Origin of the sequence: Nocardia sp. NPDC060255 (assembly GCF_042727395.1) — a bacterium.
Taxonomy (GTDB): domain Bacteria; phylum Actinomycetota; class Actinomycetes; order Mycobacteriales; family Mycobacteriaceae; genus Nocardia.
Map to the genome: position 1 here is coordinate 27,651 of NZ_JBHXAU010000025.1, position 24,690 is coordinate 52,340.

16 protein-coding genes and 2 pseudogenes are annotated in these 24,690 nt (G+C 63.7%); 8 read left to right on the forward strand and 10 right to left on the reverse strand.

Annotation, left to right across the window (positions count from 1 at the left end):
* Positions 1 to 45: 45 nt before the first annotated feature.
* The 5 genes from ACFWF1_RS34335 to ACFWF1_RS34355 form a co-directional block, all read right to left on the reverse strand.
* Positions 46 to 1,200, reverse strand: a complete 1,155-nt coding sequence (locus ACFWF1_RS34335) for a YncE family protein (protein ID WP_379281063.1) — start codon at positions 1,198 to 1,200, stop codon at positions 46 to 48.
* 6 nt (positions 1,201 to 1,206) lie between these two features.
* Positions 1,207 to 1,983, reverse strand: a complete 777-nt coding sequence (locus ACFWF1_RS34340; RefSeq protein ID WP_379281064.1) for an acyl-[acyl-carrier-protein] thioesterase — start codon at positions 1,981 to 1,983, stop codon at positions 1,207 to 1,209.
* A gap of 41 nt (positions 1,984 to 2,024) precedes the next feature.
* Entirely contained in the window at positions 2,025 to 3,164 is a 1,140-nt protein-coding gene (locus ACFWF1_RS34345; RefSeq protein WP_379281065.1) for a YncE family protein, read from the reverse strand.
* A gap of 12 nt (positions 3,165 to 3,176) precedes the next feature.
* Entirely contained in the window at positions 3,177 to 5,225 is a 2,049-nt protein-coding gene (locus ACFWF1_RS34350) for a lipoxygenase family protein (RefSeq protein ID WP_379281066.1), read from the reverse strand.
* A gap of 540 nt (positions 5,226 to 5,765) precedes the next feature.
* Positions 5,766 to 6,611 (reverse strand): YceI family protein, encoded by an 846-nt coding sequence (locus ACFWF1_RS34355; RefSeq protein ID WP_379281067.1) that lies wholly within the window; start codon positions 6,609 to 6,611, stop codon positions 5,766 to 5,768.
* A gap of 914 nt (positions 6,612 to 7,525) precedes the next feature.
* Here ACFWF1_RS34355 and ACFWF1_RS34360 point away from each other — a divergent pair.
* Entirely contained in the window at positions 7,526 to 8,686 is a 1,161-nt protein-coding gene (locus ACFWF1_RS34360) for a GGDEF domain-containing protein (protein ID WP_379281068.1), read from the forward strand.
* Between the two features lie 234 nt (positions 8,687 to 8,920).
* A pseudogene (locus tag ACFWF1_RS34365) lies at positions 8,921 to 9,133 on the forward strand (hypothetical protein); the annotation flags it as partial.
* 742 nt (positions 9,134 to 9,875) lie between these two features.
* On the opposite strand, the gene ACFWF1_RS34370 reads toward ACFWF1_RS34365, so the two are convergent.
* Together ACFWF1_RS34370 and ACFWF1_RS34375 are read right to left on the reverse strand one after the other, a co-directional pair.
* Entirely contained in the window at positions 9,876 to 10,979 is a 1,104-nt protein-coding gene (locus ACFWF1_RS34370; protein ID WP_379281069.1) for an alpha-hydroxy-acid oxidizing protein, read from the reverse strand.
* Between the two features lie 56 nt (positions 10,980 to 11,035).
* Positions 11,036 to 11,560 carry a MarR family winged helix-turn-helix transcriptional regulator gene (locus tag ACFWF1_RS34375; RefSeq protein WP_379281070.1) on the reverse strand — a complete coding sequence of 175 codons (525 nt, stop codon included), beginning with the start codon at positions 11,558 to 11,560 and terminating at the stop codon, positions 11,036 to 11,038.
* Positions 11,561 to 11,639: 79 nt separating this feature from the next.
* On the opposite strand from ACFWF1_RS34375, the gene ACFWF1_RS34380 reads away from it, so the two are divergent.
* The 4 genes from ACFWF1_RS34380 to mdlC all read left to right on the forward strand — a co-directional run bounded on the left by ACFWF1_RS34380 (position 11,640) and on the right by mdlC (position 19,200).
* The gene (locus tag ACFWF1_RS34380) at positions 11,640 to 13,139 is read left to right on the forward strand and encodes an FAD-binding oxidoreductase (protein ID WP_379281071.1); all 1,500 of its coding nucleotides are present in this window, start codon (positions 11,640 to 11,642) and stop codon (positions 13,137 to 13,139) included.
* A 44-nt stretch (positions 13,140 to 13,183) separates the two neighbouring features.
* Positions 13,184 to 14,587, forward strand: coding sequence for an FAD-binding oxidoreductase (locus tag ACFWF1_RS34385; RefSeq protein ID WP_379281072.1), 1,404 nt, complete (start codon positions 13,184 to 13,186; stop codon positions 14,585 to 14,587).
* A gap of 81 nt (positions 14,588 to 14,668) precedes the next feature.
* Entirely contained in the window at positions 14,669 to 17,596 is a 2,928-nt protein-coding gene (locus ACFWF1_RS34390) for an FAD-binding and (Fe-S)-binding domain-containing protein (protein ID WP_379281073.1), read from the forward strand.
* Positions 17,593 to 19,200, forward strand: coding sequence for a benzoylformate decarboxylase (gene mdlC / locus ACFWF1_RS34395; protein ID WP_379281074.1), 1,608 nt, complete (start codon positions 17,593 to 17,595; stop codon positions 19,198 to 19,200). The genes ACFWF1_RS34390 and mdlC overlap by 4 nt, the downstream gene beginning before the upstream one ends.
* A 327-nt stretch (positions 19,201 to 19,527) precedes the next feature.
* Here the strand turns inward: mdlC and ACFWF1_RS34400 are convergent.
* Positions 19,528 to 19,755, reverse strand: a pseudogene (locus tag ACFWF1_RS34400) (hypothetical protein); the annotation flags it as partial.
* A gap of 1,063 nt (positions 19,756 to 20,818) precedes the next feature.
* Here ACFWF1_RS34400 and ACFWF1_RS34405 point away from each other — a divergent pair.
* Both ACFWF1_RS34405 and ACFWF1_RS34410 read left to right on the forward strand, forming a co-directional pair.
* Positions 20,819 to 21,325 carry a hypothetical protein gene (locus tag ACFWF1_RS34405; RefSeq protein ID WP_379281075.1) on the forward strand — a complete coding sequence of 169 codons (507 nt, stop codon included), beginning with the start codon at positions 20,819 to 20,821 and terminating at the stop codon, positions 21,323 to 21,325.
* Positions 21,326 to 21,336: 11 nt separating this feature from the next.
* Positions 21,337 to 22,539 carry an MAB_1171c family putative transporter gene (locus ACFWF1_RS34410; protein WP_379281076.1) on the forward strand — a complete coding sequence of 401 codons (1,203 nt, stop codon included), beginning with the start codon at positions 21,337 to 21,339 and terminating at the stop codon, positions 22,537 to 22,539.
* An 11-nt stretch (positions 22,540 to 22,550) separates the two neighbouring features.
* Here ACFWF1_RS34410 and ACFWF1_RS34415 read toward each other — a convergent pair whose 3' ends face one another.
* Both ACFWF1_RS34415 and ACFWF1_RS34420 read right to left on the reverse strand, forming a co-directional pair.
* Positions 22,551 to 23,168, reverse strand: a complete 618-nt coding sequence (locus tag ACFWF1_RS34415; protein ID WP_379281077.1) for a 2'-5' RNA ligase family protein — start codon at positions 23,166 to 23,168, stop codon at positions 22,551 to 22,553.
* A 91-nt stretch (positions 23,169 to 23,259) separates the two neighbouring features.
* Positions 23,260 to 23,643 (reverse strand): XRE family transcriptional regulator, encoded by a 384-nt coding sequence (locus tag ACFWF1_RS34420; RefSeq protein WP_379281078.1) that lies wholly within the window; start codon positions 23,641 to 23,643, stop codon positions 23,260 to 23,262.
* Between the last annotated feature and the right edge of the window lie 1,047 nt (positions 23,644 to 24,690).

Genomic DNA, 24,690 nt, shown 5'->3' on the forward strand with positions numbered 1-24,690 from the left:
AGGGCGCGGGGCGGGTCAACTCCACTCGGATTGATGGCGAACGGCTCAGCCCGGGTAGACACCGGCGACGAAGGCGCCCTTCGTCGTGTATGAGCGGATTGGTTGCAGGGTTGTGGTGTCGTAGGTGGTCAGTGCGGTGTCGAGGTTCGCCAGGTTGGCCATGAACGGGTCCCAGGCGTTCTGTTTGGAGTGGTACCAGCCGGCGAGCGGGCTGAAGTAGATCAGGGGCGTGCCGTCCGAAACGATTGATAGGTATGCGGTTCGACCGTCCGGGGAGAAGCCCGCGTATACCGCCGCGCCGTCGGTCGCGAAGCGGTTCAGCTCCGTGCCGGTCCGGGCGTCGAGGATGATCACTTCGTCGGAGCCGTAGTTGCAGACCCACAACTGGGTGCCGTCCGGGGTCAGGGTCGCCGAGATCGGTTCCGCCCAGAGGTTCGGGAATATCACGGTATTGCGTACCGTCCAGGTGCGGACGTCGATCATCGTGACACCAGACCAGAAGTTGATCGCGTACAGCGTCTCGCCGTCCGCGGACAGCGCACCCCAGCCGGGGGCGGCCCCGTTGAGAAACAGCGGCGGTGCGCTGACCGCACCGGTATAGGCGTCGTACTTCGTCAGGATCCCGGCCGCCGACATGACGTAAATGGCTGAGCCGTCCGGAGATACCTCGATGTGCGCGGGACCGGGCGGAAACACGACCGGTAGCGTCCGCACGACCTCCAGGGTGTGGGTGTCGATCACCTGCACCATCGACAGTGCGGTGGGGACGAACAGATAGCGTGCGTCACGCGACAGGATGATGGTCGCGTATGGCGCACCGAGCGTCGGGATCCGTTTGGCGACTTGGCCGCTCGGCATGTCGATCACCGTGACACTCCAGGTCAACGGGTTCACCGGGCCGAAGTTGCCGACGAACATGCGCGAGCCGTCGGGCAGTGCCTTGATGACCATGGGATGGTCCCCGACGTGCGGCACTTCCTGCTGTACCGCCGAGGTGGCGGGGTCGATCCGCAGCACCGATCCCGTGCCGTAGTTCGGTATCCAGATCGATCCGTCCGGACCGCTGGTCGAACCCGATATCGATGGATTCGCCAGTGCGGCACCGGAGGTCAGGAACACGAAGGTCGCGCAGGTCGCGATCAGGACTGTTGCGCGCCGAGACGACCTGGCTGCATTGCTACGGATGTGCTTGAACAACAAGGGAACTCACTCTGTGTTAGCCGACATCTGGTGAATCGGGCCGAGGTGGACAGCGGCGTTGCACTTCTCCCCCGTGACGAACCACAGGTGGAGTCCGGTCGGGCGGTCCGCCGACCGGATGTGCAGGGACTGATCGGCCGTGATGGGCGCGTTGTACTCGATGATCGCGCGATACGGCTCGACCAGAAGTTCGGCACGGCCGGGCAGAAACTGCTCGACGGCCTGCCAGTACATGGCGTTGTTCATGTGCAGCAGCAGATCGATATCCGCCTCCCGGATCTGGTACGCCAGATCGCGCGCCGACCGCGCCGGCGGCATCCCGTCGAGCATCGGGGCCCAGCGGAGTCGGTGCTGGTCGGTGCTGGCGCTCAGGTGCTCGAAGCCGGCGTCGCTGATTCGTGCTGTCGTGCCTGCCTTTTCGTCGACATTGATCCAGAACGCCTCGGTCTCGACCAGCCCGCCCGCGTCGCTGGTGAGGCGAACCCGCATGTTCGCCCATCGGGTCGAGACACCAGAACACCAGCGGCGCAACGAGACATGGTCGGGCCACCGGATCGGCTCGATCACATCGATCACCGTGCGTCGCACGATCCACGCCGGATCGGAGTCGACGAAGCCGCTGGCGTTCAGGTCTTCCCACGCGATGTCCTGCAGATAGCGCGCGATGCCGTCGAGCCGGAGCCTGCCGTTGCGATCGACGTCGCCGGCGCGTACCGGCCAGCGCGTCGTATAACCCGCGTTCTCGGACGGTGGATTCGGCAATGTGCTGACGGGCTTTGTCATCTGACCTTCTCTGTAGATGGGTTCGGTGACGTGCGGCGACGCTAATTCAGCAGGGGGAGCCAGAGTGGAACGCCGGGACCGACCTTCGTCGGAATCGGGTCTCCGATAATGCGATCTGTGCGGGGATCGAAGACGATCACCTGCCCCGGGGTGAGCCCGACACCCATGGTGACCAGGTTGCCGAACAAGAGCGGGTCCAGCAGCGGGCCCGGGTAGGCGTTCGTCGACGGTCCGACATCGGAAATGTAGCCGCGCGTTCCGTCCTCGCTGAACATCACGGCGGTCGACGCGCCGGTGGTCGGAATACGTCCGATCACCTCGTCTTTCGCGGTATCGACGATCATCACGTCTTTGCCGCCGAACACCGTGACATATAATTTGCTGCCATCCGGAGTGAGCGTCGAGACGAATGCCCCGGGATTGCCGGGAGAGTAGTTGCCGTCCGCACTGGTGTGGATCAGCTTGGTAACACGCCAGTTCCGCAGATCTATGACGCTGACCGTATTGATCGAGTTGGCATAGAGTTTGGCGCCGTCTCTGCTGAAGGTGTACCAGAATGTGCCGATGCCGCCGACGATCAACGGTGGCCGGACGACCGCGCCGGTGATCGGATCGATGGCTTCGATCATGCCGCTGTTCATGAAACCGACGTAGAGCAGGCCGTCCGGCCCCTGGATCGCACCCGCCGGAATGTCGGGAAAACGGCCGGTGGCCAGATCCGGGAAACGGAAGCGCCGCACAATCGTATCGGTGGCGACGTCGAGCACCTCGATCACAAAGCCCACTTCGGGCACGAAGATCTCTTTCCCATCGTGCGACGTGAAGATTCCCAGCGGCGGACTCTCGACCGGAATGGACCTGGTGGTGTTCGACGGCCGGTCGATAATGGTGACGCTCGGGGGCGTGAAACCGAAGTTGTCGACGTAGATCTTCTTGCCATCCGGGGTCGCCGCCAAGACACCGGGTTTGGTCGCCGGTCCCGTCGGTATCCGCTGCTTGACGGTGTCGGTCGCGGTGTCGATGACGGCGACGGTGTTGTTTTGCACCTCGGGCAGGTACAGCTCACCCGCTGGTCCCTGCGGCGGCGCGGTGCGCTCCCCTGACGGCGCGGGATGGGCGGTGCCTGCTGCGACACACAGCGCCAGCATCGACGAGATGCCAAGACGGGCAAGAGTTTTCATACAGCCCTGCTCCTAGATATTGGTGCTGGTCGGGATCGTGCTCGGCAGCAGATACGTGTACGGCTCGCGCCCCGAGTTACGGTCGTTGATCTCGGCCTCGGCGTCGCGTAGCGCCGCACGAAATCGATCCAGCGGGCCACCGGGACCGGTGATCCGGGGATCGTTGATCGCGTTCGCGAACGGAAAGGTATTCGTGCGGTAGTCGCCGAGCGGCCGGTAGTGGACGCTGCCGAGAACGTCGAAAAGATAGAGCTGGGCAATCGAGGTCAGCAGCGAGGGCAACATGCGGATCCAGTCGGATTCGGTATGCCCGGCCGGGCTGGACGGCGCCGGCGCAGCGGTCATGCCGCTGTAGAACGGCATGTACTCGATGAAGTCTTTCTGCGGAAAATTGACGGCGGCGTGCTGAGCGCTGGCAAGGAAGACGACCATGGTCACGACCTCGACCAACTGATCGACGCTGTCGATTCGCCGGAAACCTTTGACCTTTCCCACCTGAGCGATCTCGTCGGCCCACGCGATCAGTTCGAAATCATCGCGCACATCGCCGTCGGACCCGTAGTAGGTGCGCACATAGCTATCCACCCACTCATGGATGACATCCCAGATCAGCAAGGCGTCGTCCCGGTACGGGAACGGCAGGTGAGCGTCATCGACGCCGCGCTCGGCAAACTCACGGTGCGGCATTTCCGCGTAGAAGTCCCAGCTCAAACGAGCCCGTCCGGCGCTGGCGATGGTGTCCTCGAGCAAGGGCGCGAGAATCAGATCGCCGGTGAGTTCCGGGGCCAGGATGAGATAAGTGGCGAATTTGTTGATGTACAGCAGTCCCTCGAAGTGCGGGGTCAACAAGACGCTCAGTGGATGGTTGGCGGCCAGCTGCCGACGGGTGGCCACACAGAACGCCTCGGTCACCAGGTGGGTCCGCCCGAGGTGCGAGTGCATTTCGTGGTGGTTGAAATCCGCGGTCTGCAGCACCGTTTTCGCCATCTGCCAGCCCCAATAACGGTCGGTATCACCGGCGTCCGGACGCAGGAACAAGACATGTTTCGCGGGGTCCTGGCCGCATTGGATCGCTACCGGTTGCAGCTCTCCGCCACCGGCCGGGACGGCGAACGCCGCCATCGGCGCGGTGTTGTAACCCGGTCCGGTGAGCAATTTGTACGTCGCGGACTCCGACGCGGCGGAGCCGAGCACCGCGTAATCGACCAGGTACAGCCGCCCCTGCGAGATCGCCGCACTCAGGCTGTCGCCGGATCCCATCACCGACTGGTAGCCCTTGTTGTCCAGCGGGAAATTCGCGGGCACGGCGCCACGCACCTGCCGCAACGCCATCGGATTCGGCCCCGCGACCCGCATCCGCGCGAAAACCATGTCATCGTGGAGGCGGTCAGCGACTTCCGGCACCGGGATGGTGGCGTACAGATTCCGGTATCGCTCCACCCCGTCCACGGTGCCGAAGTTTCCTAAACCGGGGCTGCTGAACATCTTTCGCAGCGTCGTGAAGAGATCGTCACGGATCTGATCGAGCGTGCGGAGTACGGTCTGCACCGTCTCGGTGAGCAGGTACTCGCCCGCGCGCGCCGGCGGATCGAGCGGATAGGCCACCGGGCTTGCCAGGACCGGGGCCACGATGCGGACAACGTTGTCGACCGTAGCCTTCAGGCCGAACAGTTGATCCACCAACGGCTGCAGCGCATCGCCGATCAGATGGTCGAAATGCCTGGTCAGCGCTAGCGCGATGTTGGAGATGACCTGGTAGTGCTCGTCGATCACCAGCACGAACCATTCGAGCGTCGGGTTGTCCTCGATCGATAGGGATGCGGCCATCGGAACGCCGTGCACGAAGTTGGCGTCTTCGGTCCAAACGTACTTCGATTGCAGGCGGCCGAGTTCGGCTGCGCGCCCTGCTGGATCCACCTCATGTTGCGGCAGTACGGGATTCACCGATCCTGGGCCTGCGGGATCGCCGAACGGCAACGGCAGGTTGAACAGCGGAGCAGCGTTCGCAGGCGACCCGAGGGTGGCGACCACGGGCCCTCCGGCGATCAGCGCCGAGGCCATGAAGAATTTCCTGCGATCGATTGTCGGCCCTGATACGCCCTGTCGATTTGTCGAAGGTTGATCGAATCGCTCAGGGCCTCCCGAACTCGCATTCAGCAACATTGCAGCAACGTTAACTATGGAGGTTTCGTCGGCCAAGTTTCTGTGAAATGAATCACTTTCGCTTTTGTGATATGTAACAAGAACGTGGAGTGCGGCGATGGCGGAATTGGTCACTTGACCTGGAACTGTATTGAAGATCGAACCTGGAGCATTGATTCGAGCCCCTGGAGTATGGTGAATCAATCGGGCTCGCCGTATTCGATTCAGCTTTTATGTATATGCAATTCTTCACTGCATACAGCAATCTCACAGCTAATTAGACTGAACCTCGCATATCTCCGATCGCGACATCCGTCAGGTCCAGGCATCGATATATCCGCGCGCTGGATCGCTCAGCACGCGCGACCACAGCGTGCGGCGTCGACACCACGCAAAAGTCATCTCGCACAAGGCATTCGGCTGTCCGCCGACCCTCCCGACCTGCCTCGACGCGGCGGTTCAGCTCCGATCGAAGGCAATCAGCAGTTCGATAGCGGTGTTGCCGATGCTTCCCAGCGGGTTATTGCTGACCGGCGGCTGGATGCTGTAATCGGCCGGCTCGACCGGAATCTCGGCCTTGAACGCCAACCTCGCACCGACCTGTGTCGTCTCGAATGTAAAGCTCACGTCGCGGGTGACGCCGTGAATCGTGAACTGACCAGCAGCTGGGACGCTGGAGACGGCGCCGGAGGCCGGAGCCGACGGGAAGACGATCGGCGACGTCAGCACGAACGTCGCGGTCGGGAACTTCGTCGTCTCGAGCATCTCGTTGTAGGCCGAGTCGTGCATGCAGTTGCAGGCCGCGGTTTGCATATTGACCACGATGCGCCCGGAAGTGATTGCCAGGCCATCGATCTGAATGGTCCCGGACACGTCATTGGTCCGGCCCACGACGCGGGTCGTCTGGCCCAGCAGCGTGTCGTCGGTGGCCCAGCGCGCGTCCGTGCCGGAACCGACGGTCCACGAGCCCGCGATCGGGCTATTGGATGGCAGCGGTTCGCCGGTCTCCGGCACCGGCGGCGAGGCCACGGAGGGCCCGGGCGGCGGGGGTGCTGTCGGCGCTCCCAGTACGGGTTGCGGCTCCGACGATAGCGGCGTGGGCACCGTCGTCGTCCCGAGCGACGCAGGTTCGGTGGGCATCACAGTCGCCTTGGGCGGCCCGGTGGTCGAGCTCGCCAGGTCACTGAAGCTCAGCTCCTTGGGATTGTTCGAGCTCACCATCCGGAGATAGACGAAGGGCCCGGCTACGCCGAGTGCGACCACCACCAGCGCCGCAACAATCCACACGATCGGCCTGCGCAGCACAGATCGGACCGTTCCAGACGATTTCCCTGATTCCATTGGACTATCTCCTCATCTGGCTTACAACGCGACGCAGAACGTTCCATCGATGTTCAGTTGGAGGATCCGAGAAATCCGTCGTTTACGGATATGCGGAATAGACCGCGATTCGGTTCGACGTAACTGTTGCGCATAAATGGCGGTTTGACCAGAACGTCGCTGACCTCAGCGAACCACCATCACAACCCGCTGGAGTCGCCCATCGCGCACGGCGGGCGAAATGTCGCAATTCGCGCTCTGTGTCAGCGTTGAACGAGCTCGTAGGAAGTACTTCGACCGCCGGAGTTCGATCGTTGCAGGACGCCGAGGCCGACGAGTTCGTTGATATCCCGAAGCGCGGAGTCTTGTGAGCACTTCGTGCTGACCGCCCATTCGCGGCCGGTGAGCTTGCCGTGGAATCCGTCCAGGAGGCAATTGAGCATGGTGATCTGACGGGTCGAGCGTGCCCTTCTGGTGCGCTCCAGAATCGTGTAGTAGGCGTTGCGATCTCGTCCACATTCCGGTCGGTGAGTGGGAGTGCATCGGTCTCCACGTCGCGGTAGCGGGCGATCGACGGAGGACCCGATGCGGCATCGAGCAGCTCACCTCGATTCGCTGGTCTTGACCACATCCGAGGCCAGTGACGCGAGACCGGCTTGCTCACGTACCGAATCCTCGGTGTCGGCGACAAGCTCCCCGGGGGCCACTCGGCCACCGATCAGCAATCCAATCGGGTTCGCGCAATCTCCCTGGAGCCCCACCGATGCAGGAGTTGCAGGCATCTCAATGATTCCGATTGGAAAAGAACTACAGAGAAGCTACTATCCAGCTACATCATGAAGTGATGTGCACTACAAGCGGCGGACGATGTGTCTGCCGGAACAAGGCGGTGGTTTCCGATGGCCGACGGCCGATCGCTGATGCGGAGCTGGTGGCACGATCGGGCCGGTTACGACTGGTTGATCGACGTGCTCGAAATCCATTCCGCCCAGCGCTACGTCAAGGCGATGATCGGCGCGGGCGGTGCGGTGATGTGTCTGGTCACCGTGGCGTCCGTGATCTCGAACATCGGGCCGCGCAATGCGTTCTTCGAGACCGGTTGCTGGCTGATCGTCGGGCTCACCGCGCTGTGGGCCCTGCGCTGGTGGCTGTTGCCGTGGCCGAGCCGAGCGGAAGCGCTGTTGTGGTGTGCCGGAGCCGATCTCGCCATCACCTTCGGTGCGCTGGCCGCCGAGCATCGCGTGTACGGCGCCCTCGTATCGACGCTGATGGTGGTCGTCGGCATGTTCGTGATCTTCCACGGACCGCTGATCCTCGGCCTGCATATCTGCTGGTCACTGGCGTCGGGCTGCTTACTTGTCGTGCTGCTGGTGGCCGACGACCCGGTGCACACCGGTGCGGCGGCCGGCGACGTCCGGCTCGCGATAGCGATCATGTTGATCCTGGTGGCGCTCAACGTAGTCGGGCTGCCCACCGTCCAGTTCTGTCACTGGCTGTGGCGTCAACATGCGCTACTCGACCCGTTGACCATGCTGCTGAACCGGCGCGGACTCGACTATCACCTGTCCTACGTATTCCGTCCGAACACAACGGAATACGCCTATATAGCCTCGCTGGATCTCGATCGATTCAAAGACGTGAACGATACTTTCGGCCACTCGTTCGGCGACGAGGTCCTGGCGCGGGTGGCCGACCGGTTGCGTTCGGCCGCCGACCCGGACGCGATCGTCGCACGCACCGGCGGTGAGGAATTCGTGGTCCTCGGCCGCCGCCGCGACGAGCCGGTCGCCGCGATCGCCGAGCGGCTTCGCGGCGCCATCGAAACCATGCCGGAACTGCCGGTCCTCGTCACCGCCAGCGTGGGCGCGGCCCTGTGCCCCCTCACCGATCTGCGTGATCCGGCGATCATGCGACGCATCCTGCACCGCTGTGACACCGCGATGTACAAAGCGAAACGCGAGGGCGGCAACATCGTGGTGATCGCAGAGCTGGAGACCACCGACGGCATCGACCAAGACGCACGACATCACTTCTGCCTCAGGACAATCGGCCGCTCTTAGCGCACGTCCTGCCGCGGTACTTCGACGCGATCCGTGCGGGTCGCCAACGGACCGAATCCGCGGGGTGTGACCGTGCCCGAAGGTGCTGAGCTGGACATACCGAAACCCTTCTGTATCAACAGAAGTCGCGTCCACCGCGCTGCCCTGCGCAGACTTCGATCAATGATGCCCCGAGCCAGAGCGACGGAGGTTGCAGTTCGGCCGATCGTCTCGCCGATCGAGTACGTTTGCACCGCAACGCATCAGCGCGCCAGGGCATGGATCGATCCGCTTACTCCAGCAGATTTGGATCGGATCGTGGACGAGCGCTGGGACCCTGCGGTTTCGCTCGGCAGTCGGCTCGTCAGCATCCTCAACGACGACATGCAGCATATCGGTCAGGCCGCCTACCTCCGCGGACTGTTGCTCGGCGACCGGAAACCAGCCGGCGTGCAACAGGTGTCGTGATCGGACGATCCTGCTGAGCTCCCGGCGACGGGTCGAAAGCCACTACCGGTACGCCGGAGCGCGCGTTGTTCGGCTAACCGAACTGGTTGGAAAAGGCTAACTCGGGACTGACGTGCTGAAATCGGCTATTTTCGTGCGTTAGGCGCTAGCGCCGTGATGCCCCGGGCCCAGGCCCGGGGCATCACGAAAATGGTTGTGGCTGTGGCTCTTTCTTGCCGGATCCGCCGCTGTCGGCATTGCCCGCGCCTGTGGACTGGGCTCGGCCTGTAGGCTACTTCGGCCCGAAAGTACCGAGGGTTAGTGGCCTCGGACGCAGCATTTTTCGGTAGATTTCAGGCCCTTTACCTGCCCGTGGTCGTGTGGCCGCTCGTCGGGGCATTCGTCAGATTTGTCAACGACTACGCTTTTCTGGTAGCCACCGCACTTGTCCCCCGGCGATTCGGCTGCGGCAGTTGGGGCCATTACGGCCTGCATCATGCAGGTTGCTGCAACCGCAGACATCAGTACACCGGCTACGGAACGGAACGACAACATCGCAGAGCCTCCTTCGCAACGGGGTGGTCACTGTAAGTTGCCCCGAACAGGGGCCTTCCTACGAGCATGTGCTGGTTATTCGGAGCACCACATCGTTCGGATTGGAAATATACGTAGTCGAACGCCACGAATCTCGCTTCACCACGCGCGATCACTACCGGCCGTACGCGGTGTACAGCCCCCTACCTCAACTCAGATGATGAACGAGCTACCCCGTGGGCAGGATGGCCGAGGGAGTCAGGTCGGCGATCGCCGGGTAGCCGTCGAGGCCCATCAGCAGGTCCGTTTCCTGCAGTAGCGCGTCGAGGACGTTGACGATGCCGTCAACTCCCGCGAGGGCGAGGCCGTAAATGTAGGGACGGCCGATGCCGACGGCGGTCGCGCCGAGGGCGAGAGCCTTGACGATGTCGGCGCCGGATCGGATACCGGAGTCGAACAGCACCGGCATTCCGTCGGCGGCCGCGACGACACCGGGCAGCGCGTCGATCGCGGCGAGGCCGCCATTGGTTTGCCTGCCACCATGATTCGAGCAGTAGATGGCGTCCACGCCGCCGTCCTTGGCGCGCCGGACATCATCGGGGTGACAGATTCCCTTGAGTATCAACGGAAGACGAGTCAACGAGCGGAGCCAGGGCAGATCGTCCCAGGTGAGGCGGTTGCCGAAGATCGAGTTCCAGGTGTCCATCGCGGCCGACGGGTCCGCTACGGACGAGGTGGGGAGCAGCTTCTGGAACACCGGATCAGTGAGGTAGTTCGCCAGGCACTCGCTGCGCAGCCGGGGCGAGTTGGTCAGCGACGGGTCGCGGGGTCGCCAGCCGGTGTGCCAACAGTCCAGAGTTACGACCAGTGCGCGGAAGCCCGCGGCTTCGGCGCGTTGCACCAGGCTTTGCGCCAAGTCGCGATCGGTCGGGGTGTACAGCTGGAACATTCCAGGAGTGCCGCCGAGATGCGCGGCGACGGTTTCCAGCGGGTCCACAGCCATGGTCGACGCCACCATCGGCACTCCGGTGCGGGCCGCCGCCTGAGCGGTCGCGATCTCACCGTGCCCTTGTGGATCACACAAGCCGATCACCCCAACGGGGGCCATGAACAGCGGGGTGGGCAGCGGGATACCGCACACCTCGACGGACAGATCACGGTGCGCGCTCGCGCGGAGCATGCGAGGAAGCAGAGCGAGTTTCCGGAAGGCGGCCACGTTATTGGACTGAGTGAATTCGTCACCCGCCCCGTGCGAAACATACGACCAGATATCGGCCGCCATCGTGGTGCGGGCCTTGTCCTCCAGTTCGGTGTAATCCGCGAAGTTCGTCATGCCATTCCTTTCTCGGTCGGTCGGTGAAGGCAAAGCATGGGACCTCACCGCGGCGGTCAGCCGGGTAGGACCGGTTTGAGCATTCGGATCAAGGCCGGGGAGGTTGCCAGGGAATCGAGTGCCGGTCGGAGGCTCTCGGTCAGGGCGGCACGGTCACGGCTGGTCAGGTGTTGCAGGAAGTAGCGGCGGACCCGGTCGATGTGTTCTGGGACAACGGTGCGCAGAACCTCGCGGCCAGAGTCGGTGAGCACGACCTCGACGCCGCGTTTATCGGTGACAGCCTGCTGACGGTCGACCAGACCGCGGGCCTGCATGCGCTTGATCTGCTGAGACAACCTGCTCTGCGACAGCAAAGCCGCTTCGGCCAGGTCGTTCATGCGCACCCGGAAATCCGGTGCCGCGTCCAACGCGACCAGGATCCCGTATTCGTCCAACGTCAGTCCGTGCCCGCGCCGCATATCGGTGTCGAGTCGGTCGAGCAACAGTCGGCTGGTGAACACCAACGACCACCACGCCGCCTGCTCGTCACCGTCCCACCTGCTCGTTTGCGCAGCCTCTACGGGCACTTCCCGTGCGACCATGATCACAACTCCTTACTCGCAACATCTCAGCTACTGTAGAACTTACATTAAATTTGATGTAAATCAACAGGAGGTAGCTATGACCGACACCGCAAAGCTGCTCCACCAGCCCCAGCCCGCGGCGCAGCGGAGTTTCAAGGACCTGATCCACAATCGTCTTCCTTCGGTTCCGGCGTCGTTCCCGCAGGACGCCACCTTCGACGAGGCCACCGCGACCTGGAACTACCTGGCCCAAGCGCACCCGGTCGGTGTAGTGGCCCCGCGTTCTACCGCGGAGGTGCAGGAAATCATCCGCTGCGCCCGCGAAGCGGAAGTCACGCAACTGGCCATCCGCTCGGGCGGGCATTCCTTCGAAGGAGCCAGCCTCGGCGGGCGTGACGGGCGCGCCGTCGTGATCGACATGGTCGAGATGGACGACATCAGCATCGACCGCGACGCCCAGACCGCGACCGTCGGCGGCGGCACACTCACCGGCAACCTGATGGTGGCGGCGTTCCAACAGGGCGGGTTGATGCTGCCCACCGGGGAATGTATTGCGGTCGGCATAGGCGGTCAGATCCAGTGCGGCGGTTACGGTCATTACTCGCGGACCTATGGCATTCTCACCGATCGCCTGTCGCGGGCGGAGATGGTGCTGGCCGACGGATCCGTCGTAACCGTCGACGAGCAGCACAACCCGGATCTGTTCTGGGCGATCCGCGGCAGCGGCACCGGCTCGTTCGGCGTGATCACCAGCCTCACCGTCGAACTGAACAAGGCCCCCGCAGCGCCGGCGAACTTCTTCGTCAAATACCCGCTGACCGACGCCGCATCGTTCGTCTCGACATTCAAGGCACTGCAGGAATACTCGCTCAGCGCACCGCCTGCGTTCAATCCGATGATCGTGATCTGGCGCGGGCACCTGGAGATCCTCGGCTCACTGGCCACCGAAACCGACGCCGAACGCGACGCGCTCGTTGCCGACATGCGCGAAAAGCTCCCTCCCACCGATCAATTCGACATCCGGCCCGCCGATTACGTCGAAACCATGCGGATCCAAGGCCTGGAGGACACCTCCGCGCCGTACTATCCCGACCTCAGCGATGTGCGGCGCGAACGGCGAGAACACCTGCGCTACATGAAGATCAAGGCCGGGTTCGTGCCCGAGCCGTTCACCGGCGAATTCATCGAAACCCTCGCCGAATTCGCCATCACCCAACCCACCGAAGGACTACGAATCCAACTGCTCGCCCTGGATCCGGACTCCGGGCTCCCCGCCGAGGCCACCGCCATCAAAAACCGTGGATGTCCGTGGCTGATGGGGATGTCGTGCTGGGTGCCGCTCAGCGACGCCGGTGACATCGACACGATGGCCGCAACCGGCAAGAAGTACGAACAGTGGCTCGACCAGGCCTACGAGATCTTCTACCCGTATACCACCGGCGGCTACATCGGCGACGACGACTACGCCGAAGCCGACCACGGCCGCGACATCTTCGACAGCTACTACGGTCGGCACCTACCGCGACTGCAAGCGGTCAAAGCCAAATACGACCCCGACAACCTGTTCCACCACAAACTCAGCATCCCGCTGAAATGACCGACATCGCAACGCTTCTCCACCAGCGCCTGCCGTCAGTGCAGATGAGTTTCGAGGGCGATCCGGAGTACGACCGGGCTCGGGCTACCTGGAACGTGCGGACCCAGTTCCGTCCGCTGGGGATCGTGCGACCGCGCAGCAGCGCCGAGGTGGCGACGATCGTGCGATGTGCGCGCGAGGCGGGCGTCACCCAGATCGCGATCCGCTCCGGCGGCCACTCCATCGAGGGCAACGGGCTGGGCGGGCGTGGTGGGCACGCTCTGGTGATCGACCTCATCCACCTCGACAAGATCAGCGTGGACCCGCAGGCGCGCAGCGCGACCGTGGAACCCGGTGCGCTGCTGGGCAATCTGTACTGGGAGGCATGGTCACACGGCGAGCTCATGGTCCCCGGCGGCGACTGCCTGCCCGTCGGTATCGGTGGCCAGGCCACCTGTGGTGGCTACGGACGCTCGGTTCGCCGCTACGGCATCCTCACCGACCACGTGACGCAGGTAGAAGTTGTCACCGCCGATGGCCGGGTGCTGATCGCCGACGAGGACACCAACTCCGATTTGTTCTGGGCGCTGCGCGGTTCCGGTACCGGGTCGTTCGGTGTGATCACCAAGTTCGTCTTCCGGCTGCACGAGGCGCCGAAAGCTCCTGCGAACTTCTCCCTGCGCTACCGCCTGACCGACCTCGACTTCGTCGAAACATTCACCGCCCTCCAGGATTTCACGCTCAGCGCGCCGACGACCTTCAGCCCGATGCTGGTCATCTGGCAAGGCATCCTGGAAATGGCCGGCGCGATCCTCACCGACACACCCGCCGAGCGCGACGCCCTCATCACTGACATGCGCACGCGTCTACCGCAACCGACCGAAGCCGACATCGAACCGATGAGCTATATCGATGTGATCGCCACCCAAGCCGCGACCCAGACCTCGGCGCACTGGCTGGCCGAACCCGGCAAGGTCAGCCGCGAAGCCGGGGAAAACCTGCGCTACCAGTCGATCAAGGCCGCACACCTGCCCGAACCCTTCACTCCCGACGTGATCGCGAAACTCGGCGAGCTCGCCGCGCGGCAACCACTGCAGGGCGCCCGGATGCAGATGCAAGCCCTGGACCCGGCTTCCGGGCTCCCGGCCGACGCCACCGCGGTCAAGGTTCGCGGCGATGTGTGGCTGCTCGGCTTCGGCACCGATGTCGAATCCGACGAAACCGATGACCCTGCAACCCTCGTCACGCTTGGTGACGCTCGCCGCTGGTGGCCGCGCGAGGCCTACGAACTGATGTACCCCTACACCGTCGGCGGCTACATCGGCGACGACGATCTCGAAGAACAGCTGCATGGACGCGACATGTACGCCAGCTACTACGGCGAGCACTTCCCCCGGCTCCAGGCCGTCAAACGAAAGTACGACCCCGACAACCTGTTTCACAACGCCATGAGTATCCCGCTCGACTGACTTCCGCCCATCTACGGGACGGTCGGCTGCACCACAAGCTCGGCATTCGTAGTCCAGTCCATCGGATCGAAGGAGCTGATCGTGAAATTCTTGCAGCCATTCCTCCATGCGCCAGCGTTACTGGATTCGCCCGGTGTCGCTGCCGACGCCGCACCAGCAGGGTTGGCAGCGGGCTCCCCGGCATCGTTGAAGGCCGATTTGGCGTCTTTGCTCGGTGCGGACAAGGTGCATGCGCGGGCGATCGATCTCGTGCGGTATGCCAGCGATTACAGCCCGTACCGGTTGATTCCGAAGGTGGTGGTCAATCCACAGACACCGCAGGAGGTCGCCGCGGTGCTGGCCTATGCGCGCGAGCACAGGCACACAGTGACGTTCCGGGCCGCGGGCACCAGCCCGAACGGTCAAGCGATGGGCGACGACATCCTCGTCGATGTCCGGCGCGGCTGGAGCGGGGTGAGCGTGCAGGATCAGGGGCAACGGGTGCGGGTACGACCGGGCACCGTGCTGGCCGTAGCCAATGCGGCGCTGGCTCGGCGTGGCACCCGGCTGGGGCCCGATCCAGCCAGTGCCGCTGCGTGCACAGTGGGCGGCGTGATCGCCAACAACTCCTCCGGCTTCGCGGCGGGGGTGGCCCAAACCGCCTCGGCCACACTACGTTCGGTCACGGTGGTACTACCGTCGGGAACCATCGTCGACACCGGCGCGGACGACGCCGATGAAGTGCTGGCGTCCGCCGAGCCGCAACTGGCGGCGGGGTTGATGGGGATCAAGGCCGAGATCGAGGCCGACACCGAACTCGCCGACCGCATCCGCAGCAAGTTCAGTATCAAGAACGCCAGCGGGTATCGGCTCGACGGCTTCCTGACCGGGGCGACTCCGGCGCAGATCCTGACCCGGTTGATGGTGTGCTCCCAAGGCACGCTGGGATTCGTCGCCGAGGCCGTGTTCGACACGGTGCCGCTGCTGCCCGCCCGCGCGGACGCGTTTTTACTGTTCGACACGCTCGAACACGCCACCGAGGCGGTGCCGAAGTTCATCGAGGCCGGCGCTCAGGTCGCCGAACTACTGGACGGGCGCACCCTGCGCGCATGCGCGCAGCTGCCTGCGGCGAATCCGGCTTGGGCCGAACTTGATTCGGGTTCGGCGGCGTTGCTGGTGGAAGTACGGGCCACCGACGAGGCGACACTCGAGTCCACGCTACCGGCGGTCGAAGAGGTGCTTGCCGACTGCTCGCTCACTGAACCGCGCCGCTTCACCCGGGACCGGGCCAAAATCGCCACATATTGGAAGATCCGTGAGTCGCTGGGCGGTTTGGTGGGGATGCAGCGCCCCGTCGGCGCCACCATGATCGGTGAAGATGTCTGCGTACCACCGGCGCGGGTCGCCGAAGCGGCCAAAGACCTTGCCGCCCTGCTGGACAAGCACGGCTACGACCCTTCCCTGCAGGGACATGCCTCGGCGGGCAACTTCCACTTCTGCCTGATGGCCGACTTCGGCACCGCCGAAGGCACGAACAACTACGCGACGTTCATGGACGAACTGGTCGAACTCATCACCGGCAAATACGACGGCTCGCTGAAGGCCGAGCACGGCAGCGGCCGCAACATGGCACCGTTCGTGCCGATCGAATGGGGCGAGCAGGCCACCGAATTGATGTGGCGGATCAAGAACCTGTTCGACCCGCACGGGGTACTGGCCCCGGACGTGATGCTCACCCGCGGTGCCACCGCACACCTGAAACATCTGCAGTCGATGCCCCGGGTGGAAGACACGATCGAGCACTGCATCGAGTGCGGTTTCTGCGAACACGTCTGTCCCAGCCGCCATCTCACCACCACACCACGTCAACGCATCGTCGTGCGCCGGGAGATGGCGCGCCAAGGCGGGGACACTCCACTACGGCGCACGCTGCTCGAACAGTACGAATACGACGCGGTGGAAACCTGCGCCGGAGACGGCAGCTGCTCGCTGGCCTGCCCGCTCGACATCGACACCGGCACAATGATGAAAGCCTTGCGGCGTTCCGAACACAGTCCGCGGACAGAAAGAGCGTGGCTGCTGCTGGCGCGGCGGTGGGGACTGATCGAGCGGCTGGCGCGGGTGGCGGTGCGTGCTGGTCACCTGATGGGTGCCACCGTGATGACGGCGATCACCGGTCTGCTGCGCCTGGTAGTGAGCACCGAGCTGATGCCGGGGTGGCTGCGTGAGATGCCCGCCGCGGCCCCCGCACACCTGCCGAGGACCGAGCGAGCCGGTGCCGCGGCGGTGTACTTTCCCGCCTGCATCAATCGCATCTTCGGCCGCGCACAACGGGATCGGCGGGAGTTGAGCTTGCCCGAGGCGCTGGTCGCGGTCTCCGAGCGGGCGGGGATGCCGCTGTGGATTCCTGAGGATGCGCGCGGTAGCTGCTGCGCCACGGTGTGGCATTCCAAGGGCTACCACGACGGCAACGCCTACATGGCCAACAAAATCATCGAAAACATGTGGCGCTGGAGCGATTCCGGCAAACTGCCGGTCGTCATCGACGCCGCATCCTGCACCCTCGGCGTGCTGGATGAGGTCACCGACTACCTCACCGAGGACAACGCGGCGCATCGGGCGGCGATGACGATCATGGACGCCACCACCTGGGCGCAGCAGCAGTTGCTGCCCAACCTCATCGTCGGCGAGAAACTCGACCGGATCGCGGTGCACCCAACCTGCTCCACTCGCCACCTCGGCATTGACGGCACGCTCACCGAGATCGGCTCCGCGCTGGCCGAGGAAGTGATCGTCCCGGAAAACGCCACCTGCTGTGCCTTCGCCGGCGACCGGGGTTTCCTGCACCCCGAACTCACCGAAGCCGCCACTCGCGACGAGGCCGACGAAATCGCCGATCAAAACTTCGACGCTTACCTGTGCAACAACCGGACCTGCGAGGTCGGTCTCGAGCACGGCACCGGCGGCCACTACGAATCGTTCGTCTTCGCGATGGAACGTCAGACACGCCAAGGAAGGAAAGCAGAATGACCACGGTACGAGAAGCTTCCTACGAGGTCCTGCGGTCGATGGGTGTCACCACTTTCTTCGGCAACCCCGGGTCGAACGAATTGCCTTTCCTGCAACAGTTTCCGGACGACTTCCGCTACATCCTCGCCCTGCAGGAAGGTGCCGGTCTGGCGATGGCCGACGGGTATGCCCAATCCACCGGAAAACCAGCGCTGGTCAGCCTGCACTCGGCGGCGGGTGTGGGCCAGGCGATGGGCAACCTCGTCAACTCGTGGCAAGCCGGAACACCTTTGGTTTTGATCAGCGGCCAGCAGTATCGTCCGCTGATCACCTTGCAGGGCATGCTCACCAACCACGACGCCACCACACTGCCGCGGCCACTGGTCAAATGGAGCTTCGAAGCGCCCTCTCCGCAAGCGGTCCCCGCCGCGCTGACGCGGGCGATCGCCTGCGCGATGTCCGCGCCGTCCGGGCCGGTGTATCTGTCTGTGCCACTGTCGGATTGGAATGAACCCGCCGACACCGACAACCTGCCCTACCTGCTGGGCCGCCAGGTAGCCGGCCGACCTATCGCCGACCGGATGGCGCTACAAGCACTCGCTCGACGCCTGGACACCGCCGACAATCCCGTGCTGGTCCTCGGACCCGACGTCGACGCCTACGGCGGCTGGGACGCCGCGGTCACACTCGCCGAAAAGGCCGGACTACCAGTCAAATTCGGCACTTACGAATACCCAAGGATCTCGTTTCCCACCCAGCATCCCTGCTACCAGGGCACCCTCGGCGCCAGTGTCAGTCAGGTCCGAGATCAATTGGCCCCCTATGACTTCGTCGCCTGGATAGGTGGCGCGGTACTGCCCTACCACGCGTGGGAGCCGGGCCGGTACCTGCGCGAAGGGACCGAACTGACACTTGTCACCGCAGACCCCGACCAGGCCGCACGCGCACCGCTCGGCACCGCCATCATCGGCGACCCCGCCGAAGCGCTCGTCCAGCTCGCCGACTTGGTCACCACCACCCGGCCGCTGCCCGCATCGATGAAACAGCCTGCACCGGTAGATATCTCGGTGCAACACACCGGCACAGTCAGCGAAACCCAGCTCCTCCAGGTGCTCGCCGAGCACCATCCCGAGGACGCCGCGTGGGTTTACGAAGCGCCATCACTCGGCGCATGGTGGGACAGACTGCCGATCACCAGACCCAACAGCTTCTTCTGCGGCGCTGCCAGTGCCCTGGGCTACGGACTACCCGCAGCGGCCGGAGTCGCACTGGCCCAACCGAACCGGCCGGTGATCGCGCTGATCGGCGACGGCTCAGCGAACTACAGCATCACCGGCCTATGGAACGCCGCCCAGCACAATCTCGACATCACCTACCTCATCGTGCACAACGGTGCCTACCAAGTACTCAAGGACTACGGCAGCTGGCTCAGCGCGGACGGGCTACCGGGGTTGAACCTGCCGGGCATCGACTTCACCGACATCGCCACCGGATACGGCGTCCCCGCCCGCACCGTCACCACCACCAACGACCTCGCCGACGCACTCAAACAAGCCTTCGGCACCCCCGGCCCACACCTGATCCAGGTCCAGATCACCGACGAACCCAGCACGGTATTCGACTGAAGCTCTCGACAAGGCGGCGAGCGGCGAAGGGAGGCCGGGGCGAAGGGACTCCAGGACGGGCAAACCCGAGAAGGCTTTGTCCGGAACTGCCCGTCCACAGGTTCCGTGACACTCCCGAGGCGTCGGGGGCATCGTCGTCCTCATCGCCCCTGCAAGGGTTCGCAACCTGAACGCGCGGTCTTGCTGTTGATGGAACGGCGGTCCTCATCGCCCCTGCGAGGGTTCGCAACTTCGACGTGATACCGACAGCGAAGATCACATGCGAGGTCCTCATCGCCCCTGCGCGGCTTCACAACTAACGTGTGTCAACGTGACCGGCACCGCCGACTAGACGTCCTCGGTCAGCGTCCGGATCGCATCATCCGCATTCGCGGCTGTCACCACGACCTCCGCATCGTCGAGCTTCACCGTGACGGATACATCCTTACGCCGTGACTGAATGAACGCCGGAATCGTCTTGACCGCCACCGCTAGTGCGCTGCTACCCGCAGCAGCAACCTGGAGAACTCCCATACGCCCAGCTCGCCGGCGGACCCCTCGACCCCGTTCCGTCCGACCTCGTTTACCCGCCGCACCTCGCCCCCCGGAACACGTGCCAAATGCTCGCGCAGGGAGCGCAGCTGCTCAGGGTCGGAGACTCGAATCTCCATGGTCAGAACCGTCTTTCAGCTCTAGACGACCGCCACGAACGGTTCAAGCCAACCCGCACCAACCTACCCTGGGATTCTCGCCAATCGCCCGAATCTCAAGGCGCATGCGTGCCGGTCCCCCCGTAGTCCACTCATCAACAGATCGTATGCCGACACCATCGTGTACGGAATCCTGTTGGGCCGTTAGATGTCCGAGCTGTCGAGCGTGACAAGTCATCCGGTCCGAGGCCGGGTAATTCCGACGTTTGGCGGACACGATCAACCAGCTTCCTGGGACTAGCAGCGGTACTCACACGAGATACACCCCTGGGCCACCGACTCAAGTTCGGCTGCCCATGGGGCCGCTCGCGATTCGGCTTGGCGTAGGTCTCCGGGGAGCACGGCATGACCGCGGTGAGTCCGGCGCGCTTGGCTGCACTCATGATGCGGGTGAGCAGACGGTGGATATCGACTCGATGGTCGAACGCGTACCCACGGCCGACCTCGCTAACTCACCACGCCACACCGAGTCGCCGACACGAGCGACACCATCACCATCACGCACCGGCCGGTACCCGCCCGAACCGACCAGCAGCCCGACGTCGGCACCACACCCTAGGACGCGGACGATCGCGAGTACGGGTGCCGAAAGGTGTTGCATCGCGCCACACGTCGCTTCTGTATGAAATTTATTCCCAAAGACAATTATTTTCGATCTTTTTTGCGAGTTGCAACAGTAGGGTCGCACAGGAGATAGATGCTGGTCAGCACGGAATCGTTACCGGATGACGATTGTCCATTCGGTGAAAATTATTGTCACTCTTCGGGTGCAGCGACCCGCTCCGAGGGGTGCAAGACATCCCGCCATGGCCTGAGCAAGCGTCGGGTTAGACTGAGCTGGTGCATTCTGAGGTACCCAGAGACAGCAGGTCCGGTGTTCGGATCTCTCCAATCGGCAGTCGCTCGCGATATTGGGTGCGTCCAAAGCCGTGACCGATGCATCCTTCTTACGAAAACGTTGTGAAGAAATCGCACGAGCCCTCCCGATTCCGCACCCCTTCAATTCCAAAGCCTTTATCGATGCATTGATCGAATATCGCGGAAGGCGAATTGAGCTGGTCGGGATGACCGTCGATCGCGATACTCCGTGTGGGATGTTCGTCGCTACTCCTGACGCCGATTACATCTTCTACGCATCGAACACCAGCCTGCTGCACCAAGAGCACATCATCGCCCATGAGGCCGCTCACATCCTGTGCAATCATAGCGGCACCGGCGCATTGGGCGAATCCGTAGCTCCATTGCTGATGAAGAATCTTTCTTCCAAGCTCATCACACGAGTTCTCGGCCGTACCGTGTATTCCGAGTCCGACGAGGCCGAGGCCGAAATGCTCGCGTCGGTGATCCTGATCCGCGCCGGGCGAGCACACCCACCTCCGCTGGCCAGTAGAGAACTCGAGTGCGGGATGAATCGGTTCGGCGCGATTTTCGGATAGGTGACTTTTCTGTGGTCGACATTATTAAATACTTTCTCGGTGCATTCTGCCTTGGGATAGCCGTATCCAAGTGGATACAGCTTCGTCGACGGCAAATCGCCAACGCGGTGGGCTACTACACCGTCGCCTGCTTCGTTTTGCTGGGCGCAGGAGCCGTCGTCATCGCCCCGACAACGCAGCGTTTCATCGTCGCGTTCGAGCCCTTTCCGCTTTTCACCCGCTGGGTGGGGAACGGATTGGTGGTCGCGGCAGGGTTTTGCCTCTTCGCCTTGTCGGCGCACACCGTGCGGGATCCCGCGCAGGCCCGGCGGCGTACCGCGTGGCACGCTGCGGTCGCTGCGCTCGTCCTCGTGTCTATGGGGGCGTTGCTGCTTGTGGGTAACGGGCAGTTGGAGATCGCGTTCGTCGGCGCGTACGGCAAGCGCCCGCCGTTCGCTGCCTATCTCCTCATTTTCAGCGCCTACGTGTCGTGGGCGTTCTCGGCGTTCATCGCGCTGATCCGCCGCTATTCGGCCGCGGCTCCTGAGATGCCCCTGCGGGTGGGGCTGTATACCATGATGGCTGGCGCCATGACCGGATTGCTGTGGGCCGCATGGAAAACCGCCGTCATGATCGTCAATCTGATCCGCCCGAAACCGGTCGCGGTGGAGCCGTTGGTCACCGCGGTGCTGTCCTCGTCCTGTACCGCGCTGATCTGCATCGGGGCCGTGATCCCAGTGGTGGTCCGGTTCGCCCAGGACTCGTTGCGCCGCTTGCGCATCGGTCGCTATCACCGTGAGCTGGAGCCCCTGTGGCGGCAGATGCATGCCGCGCTTCCCGAGATCAAGCTGGCACCGGTCGACGACGGCGACGACGACTTCGGCGTTTACCGCCGGGTGATCGAGATCCGGGACGCGAGCCTGACCCTGCGCCCGCACTGTCATCCCGACGTTCGCCGCTGGGCGCTCGAAGCCGCCGAGCGCCAGGGTCTGACCGGCGACCAGGTCGAGATCGTCACCGAGGCATCGGTGCTCGCGGGAGCGCTCGAGGCGCACGCTGCCGGAGTGCGGTATCTCCTCGACTCGTCCGCTACCGACACACCGCCGATCGGATCGGGCGGGTTCGACGCCGAACGAGACTGGCTCGCCCGTGTCTCCCGGGCCTTCGCGCACGACCCCATGGTTCACCACATCCGTCGGCGAGTACGGGAGCAGGTCAGCTCAGCCGAGTTGTGAAGCGAGGAATATCAGCTCTTCAGTGGAAGTACCGCGACTTCGTTCCAGCGGAACTGGAGACGATCCATGTCCGCGGTCACGTCCACCAGCCGGACGGCATCGACGGTCAGCGGCACTCTCATGTCGGTGGCGTGCAGCAACTTGGTCTGGATGATCCCGGAATCCCCTTCTCCGCGTGCGTATCCGAGAGTGATGTGGGGTCGGCCGTTCGAATATCGCGCCGCATCCGCGTCGAAGACGTGGGCGGCAGCGGTGGTGGCACGGGTACGCAGTTCCGCGAATCCGCGGTCGGGTGTCAGGTCCAGGGCGATGGTGCTGCGACCTGCGACCGCGGGGCCACAGGTGACTGTGAAGACTGGCAGATCGGCCATCGCTTGCTCGAGCCGTTGGGTCAGGTCGGCGATCTGTTGTTCGGTCACGTCTCGGGCGGGGATGCCGTCGATCACCATGAGTGTGGCGTGTAGCCATTGATCCGGTTGGGGGGACACGCATTCGAGGTCTTCGATGATGCTCTGGTACGCATCGATCAGGGGCTTGATCTCAGTGGGGTCGGGCACGAAATAGACATGCAGCTTCGTCCAATCGGCAGGCCAGCGACGCTTGAGCTGGTCGACCATATACGTGTCCACAGGGGAACCTCATCTTTCTCGAAAGTCACTGCCGCAGTTGGGTTGTTGGAGATTCCGCGCGATGCTGAGTTGGACTTGGGTCAGCGCCGGCTCAGCTCCCGCTGCCGTCTCGCCGCATCGCTTCGCGTCTGACGATTGCATCGATGATGTCGTTGACGGTTCCGAGCCCGTCCGGAGACAGATTCACCGCCCGCAGGGCGACATTGCGGACCTCAGCGTTGCGCAACGCGCCGAGCAGTTCCAGTTCCGCCTGGATCTGCTTGCCCTGATCGTCGTCGAAGAAGTAGGCCACCGGCACCTCGAAGAAGTTGGCCAATGCCTCCAGGTGCCGTTTGGTCGGGTTGTCGCGCCGACCGGTACGCAGCTGCCACAGGTAGGTAGCCGAGAAGCTCCCACCCGTCGCGTCTCGGCACGCTGTTGCCACCTCTTCATTGGTGTGCTGCTCCCCGCTGGAGCTGGGGATGATCTGGAACAACCTGTCAATTTTGCCAGCGAGTGTGGTCGCCTGCTCGTTCGCGCCGCTGTCAGGCATGGGTCATCAACTTCTTCGTCCATTGGTTGATCGGATCGTCGGGCAGAAGGCCAGGCGGCCGGCCGCTGCCGACCGGATGGTGCCGTAGCAACCTGCTCGGCACCTGGGCACGGCGACATCTTCGCATCGCGGTCACAGGCCTGCGATGATCGCTCCCGGGTCCGAGAAGCACCGCGCCGCAGACCATCCTGCGCCTGCCGATTCCGCCGCCAAGGCATCGGTACGCAGCACTCCCCGACCGCGGCCCCATACCGATCCCCTTCCGTCTAATTAAGCTGTGGTTGAGCGTTGCCGTCAACGGATTCATTCTAGTTGACAGAGGGGTCGCCGCCGATAGACTTGCGCTCAGCTCATATGAATCGATGTACGCCTCTAATCCACATGAGCTTATTACTCGCGGCCGGTCCACCGACCCGATCGAGGGGAGGGGTCGGCGGATCGCTCGCGGCTGACGCCGTTGTCGATCAACGGCACATCCGGAGGGACGGAATGCCCTACTCGCCGGGGCGAATCCGATTGGGGCCGCGGCGATCCCGACTCCCAACCGTGGCAGCGGCCGACAAGCATACTGACCGCCGCACTGCCCGACCGCGTTCGACGGCCGCTCTTATCGGCTCGATATCGGTTCCGGCACAACCTGATCGGTGTAGTCATTTTGACAACCATCGGGCAGGCGCCGAAGATGCCGTCGAGCACATCTCCTCCCATCCAGTGCAGGAGCAGCGATCCGTCAATAGTTCTGCATGTGTCGGTTCGTACCCCCAGCGCGGCTCCACCCAGAAGCACATCGTTCATGACGCGCCGATGGCCGCCCGACCACTCGTGATCGAGACACGAGTCGTACTATCCAGGGGCAGAGCACGGCGGTCGCAATCTCAAGTCGAGTAGTGGGGGTGTTGGGGGGGGGGGGGGTGGGGGGTCAAAACCAATGCCCGAGGGCGAGCGTGATTGAGCTGCCACAACTGCCGGGCGAGAACAACAACAAAAACC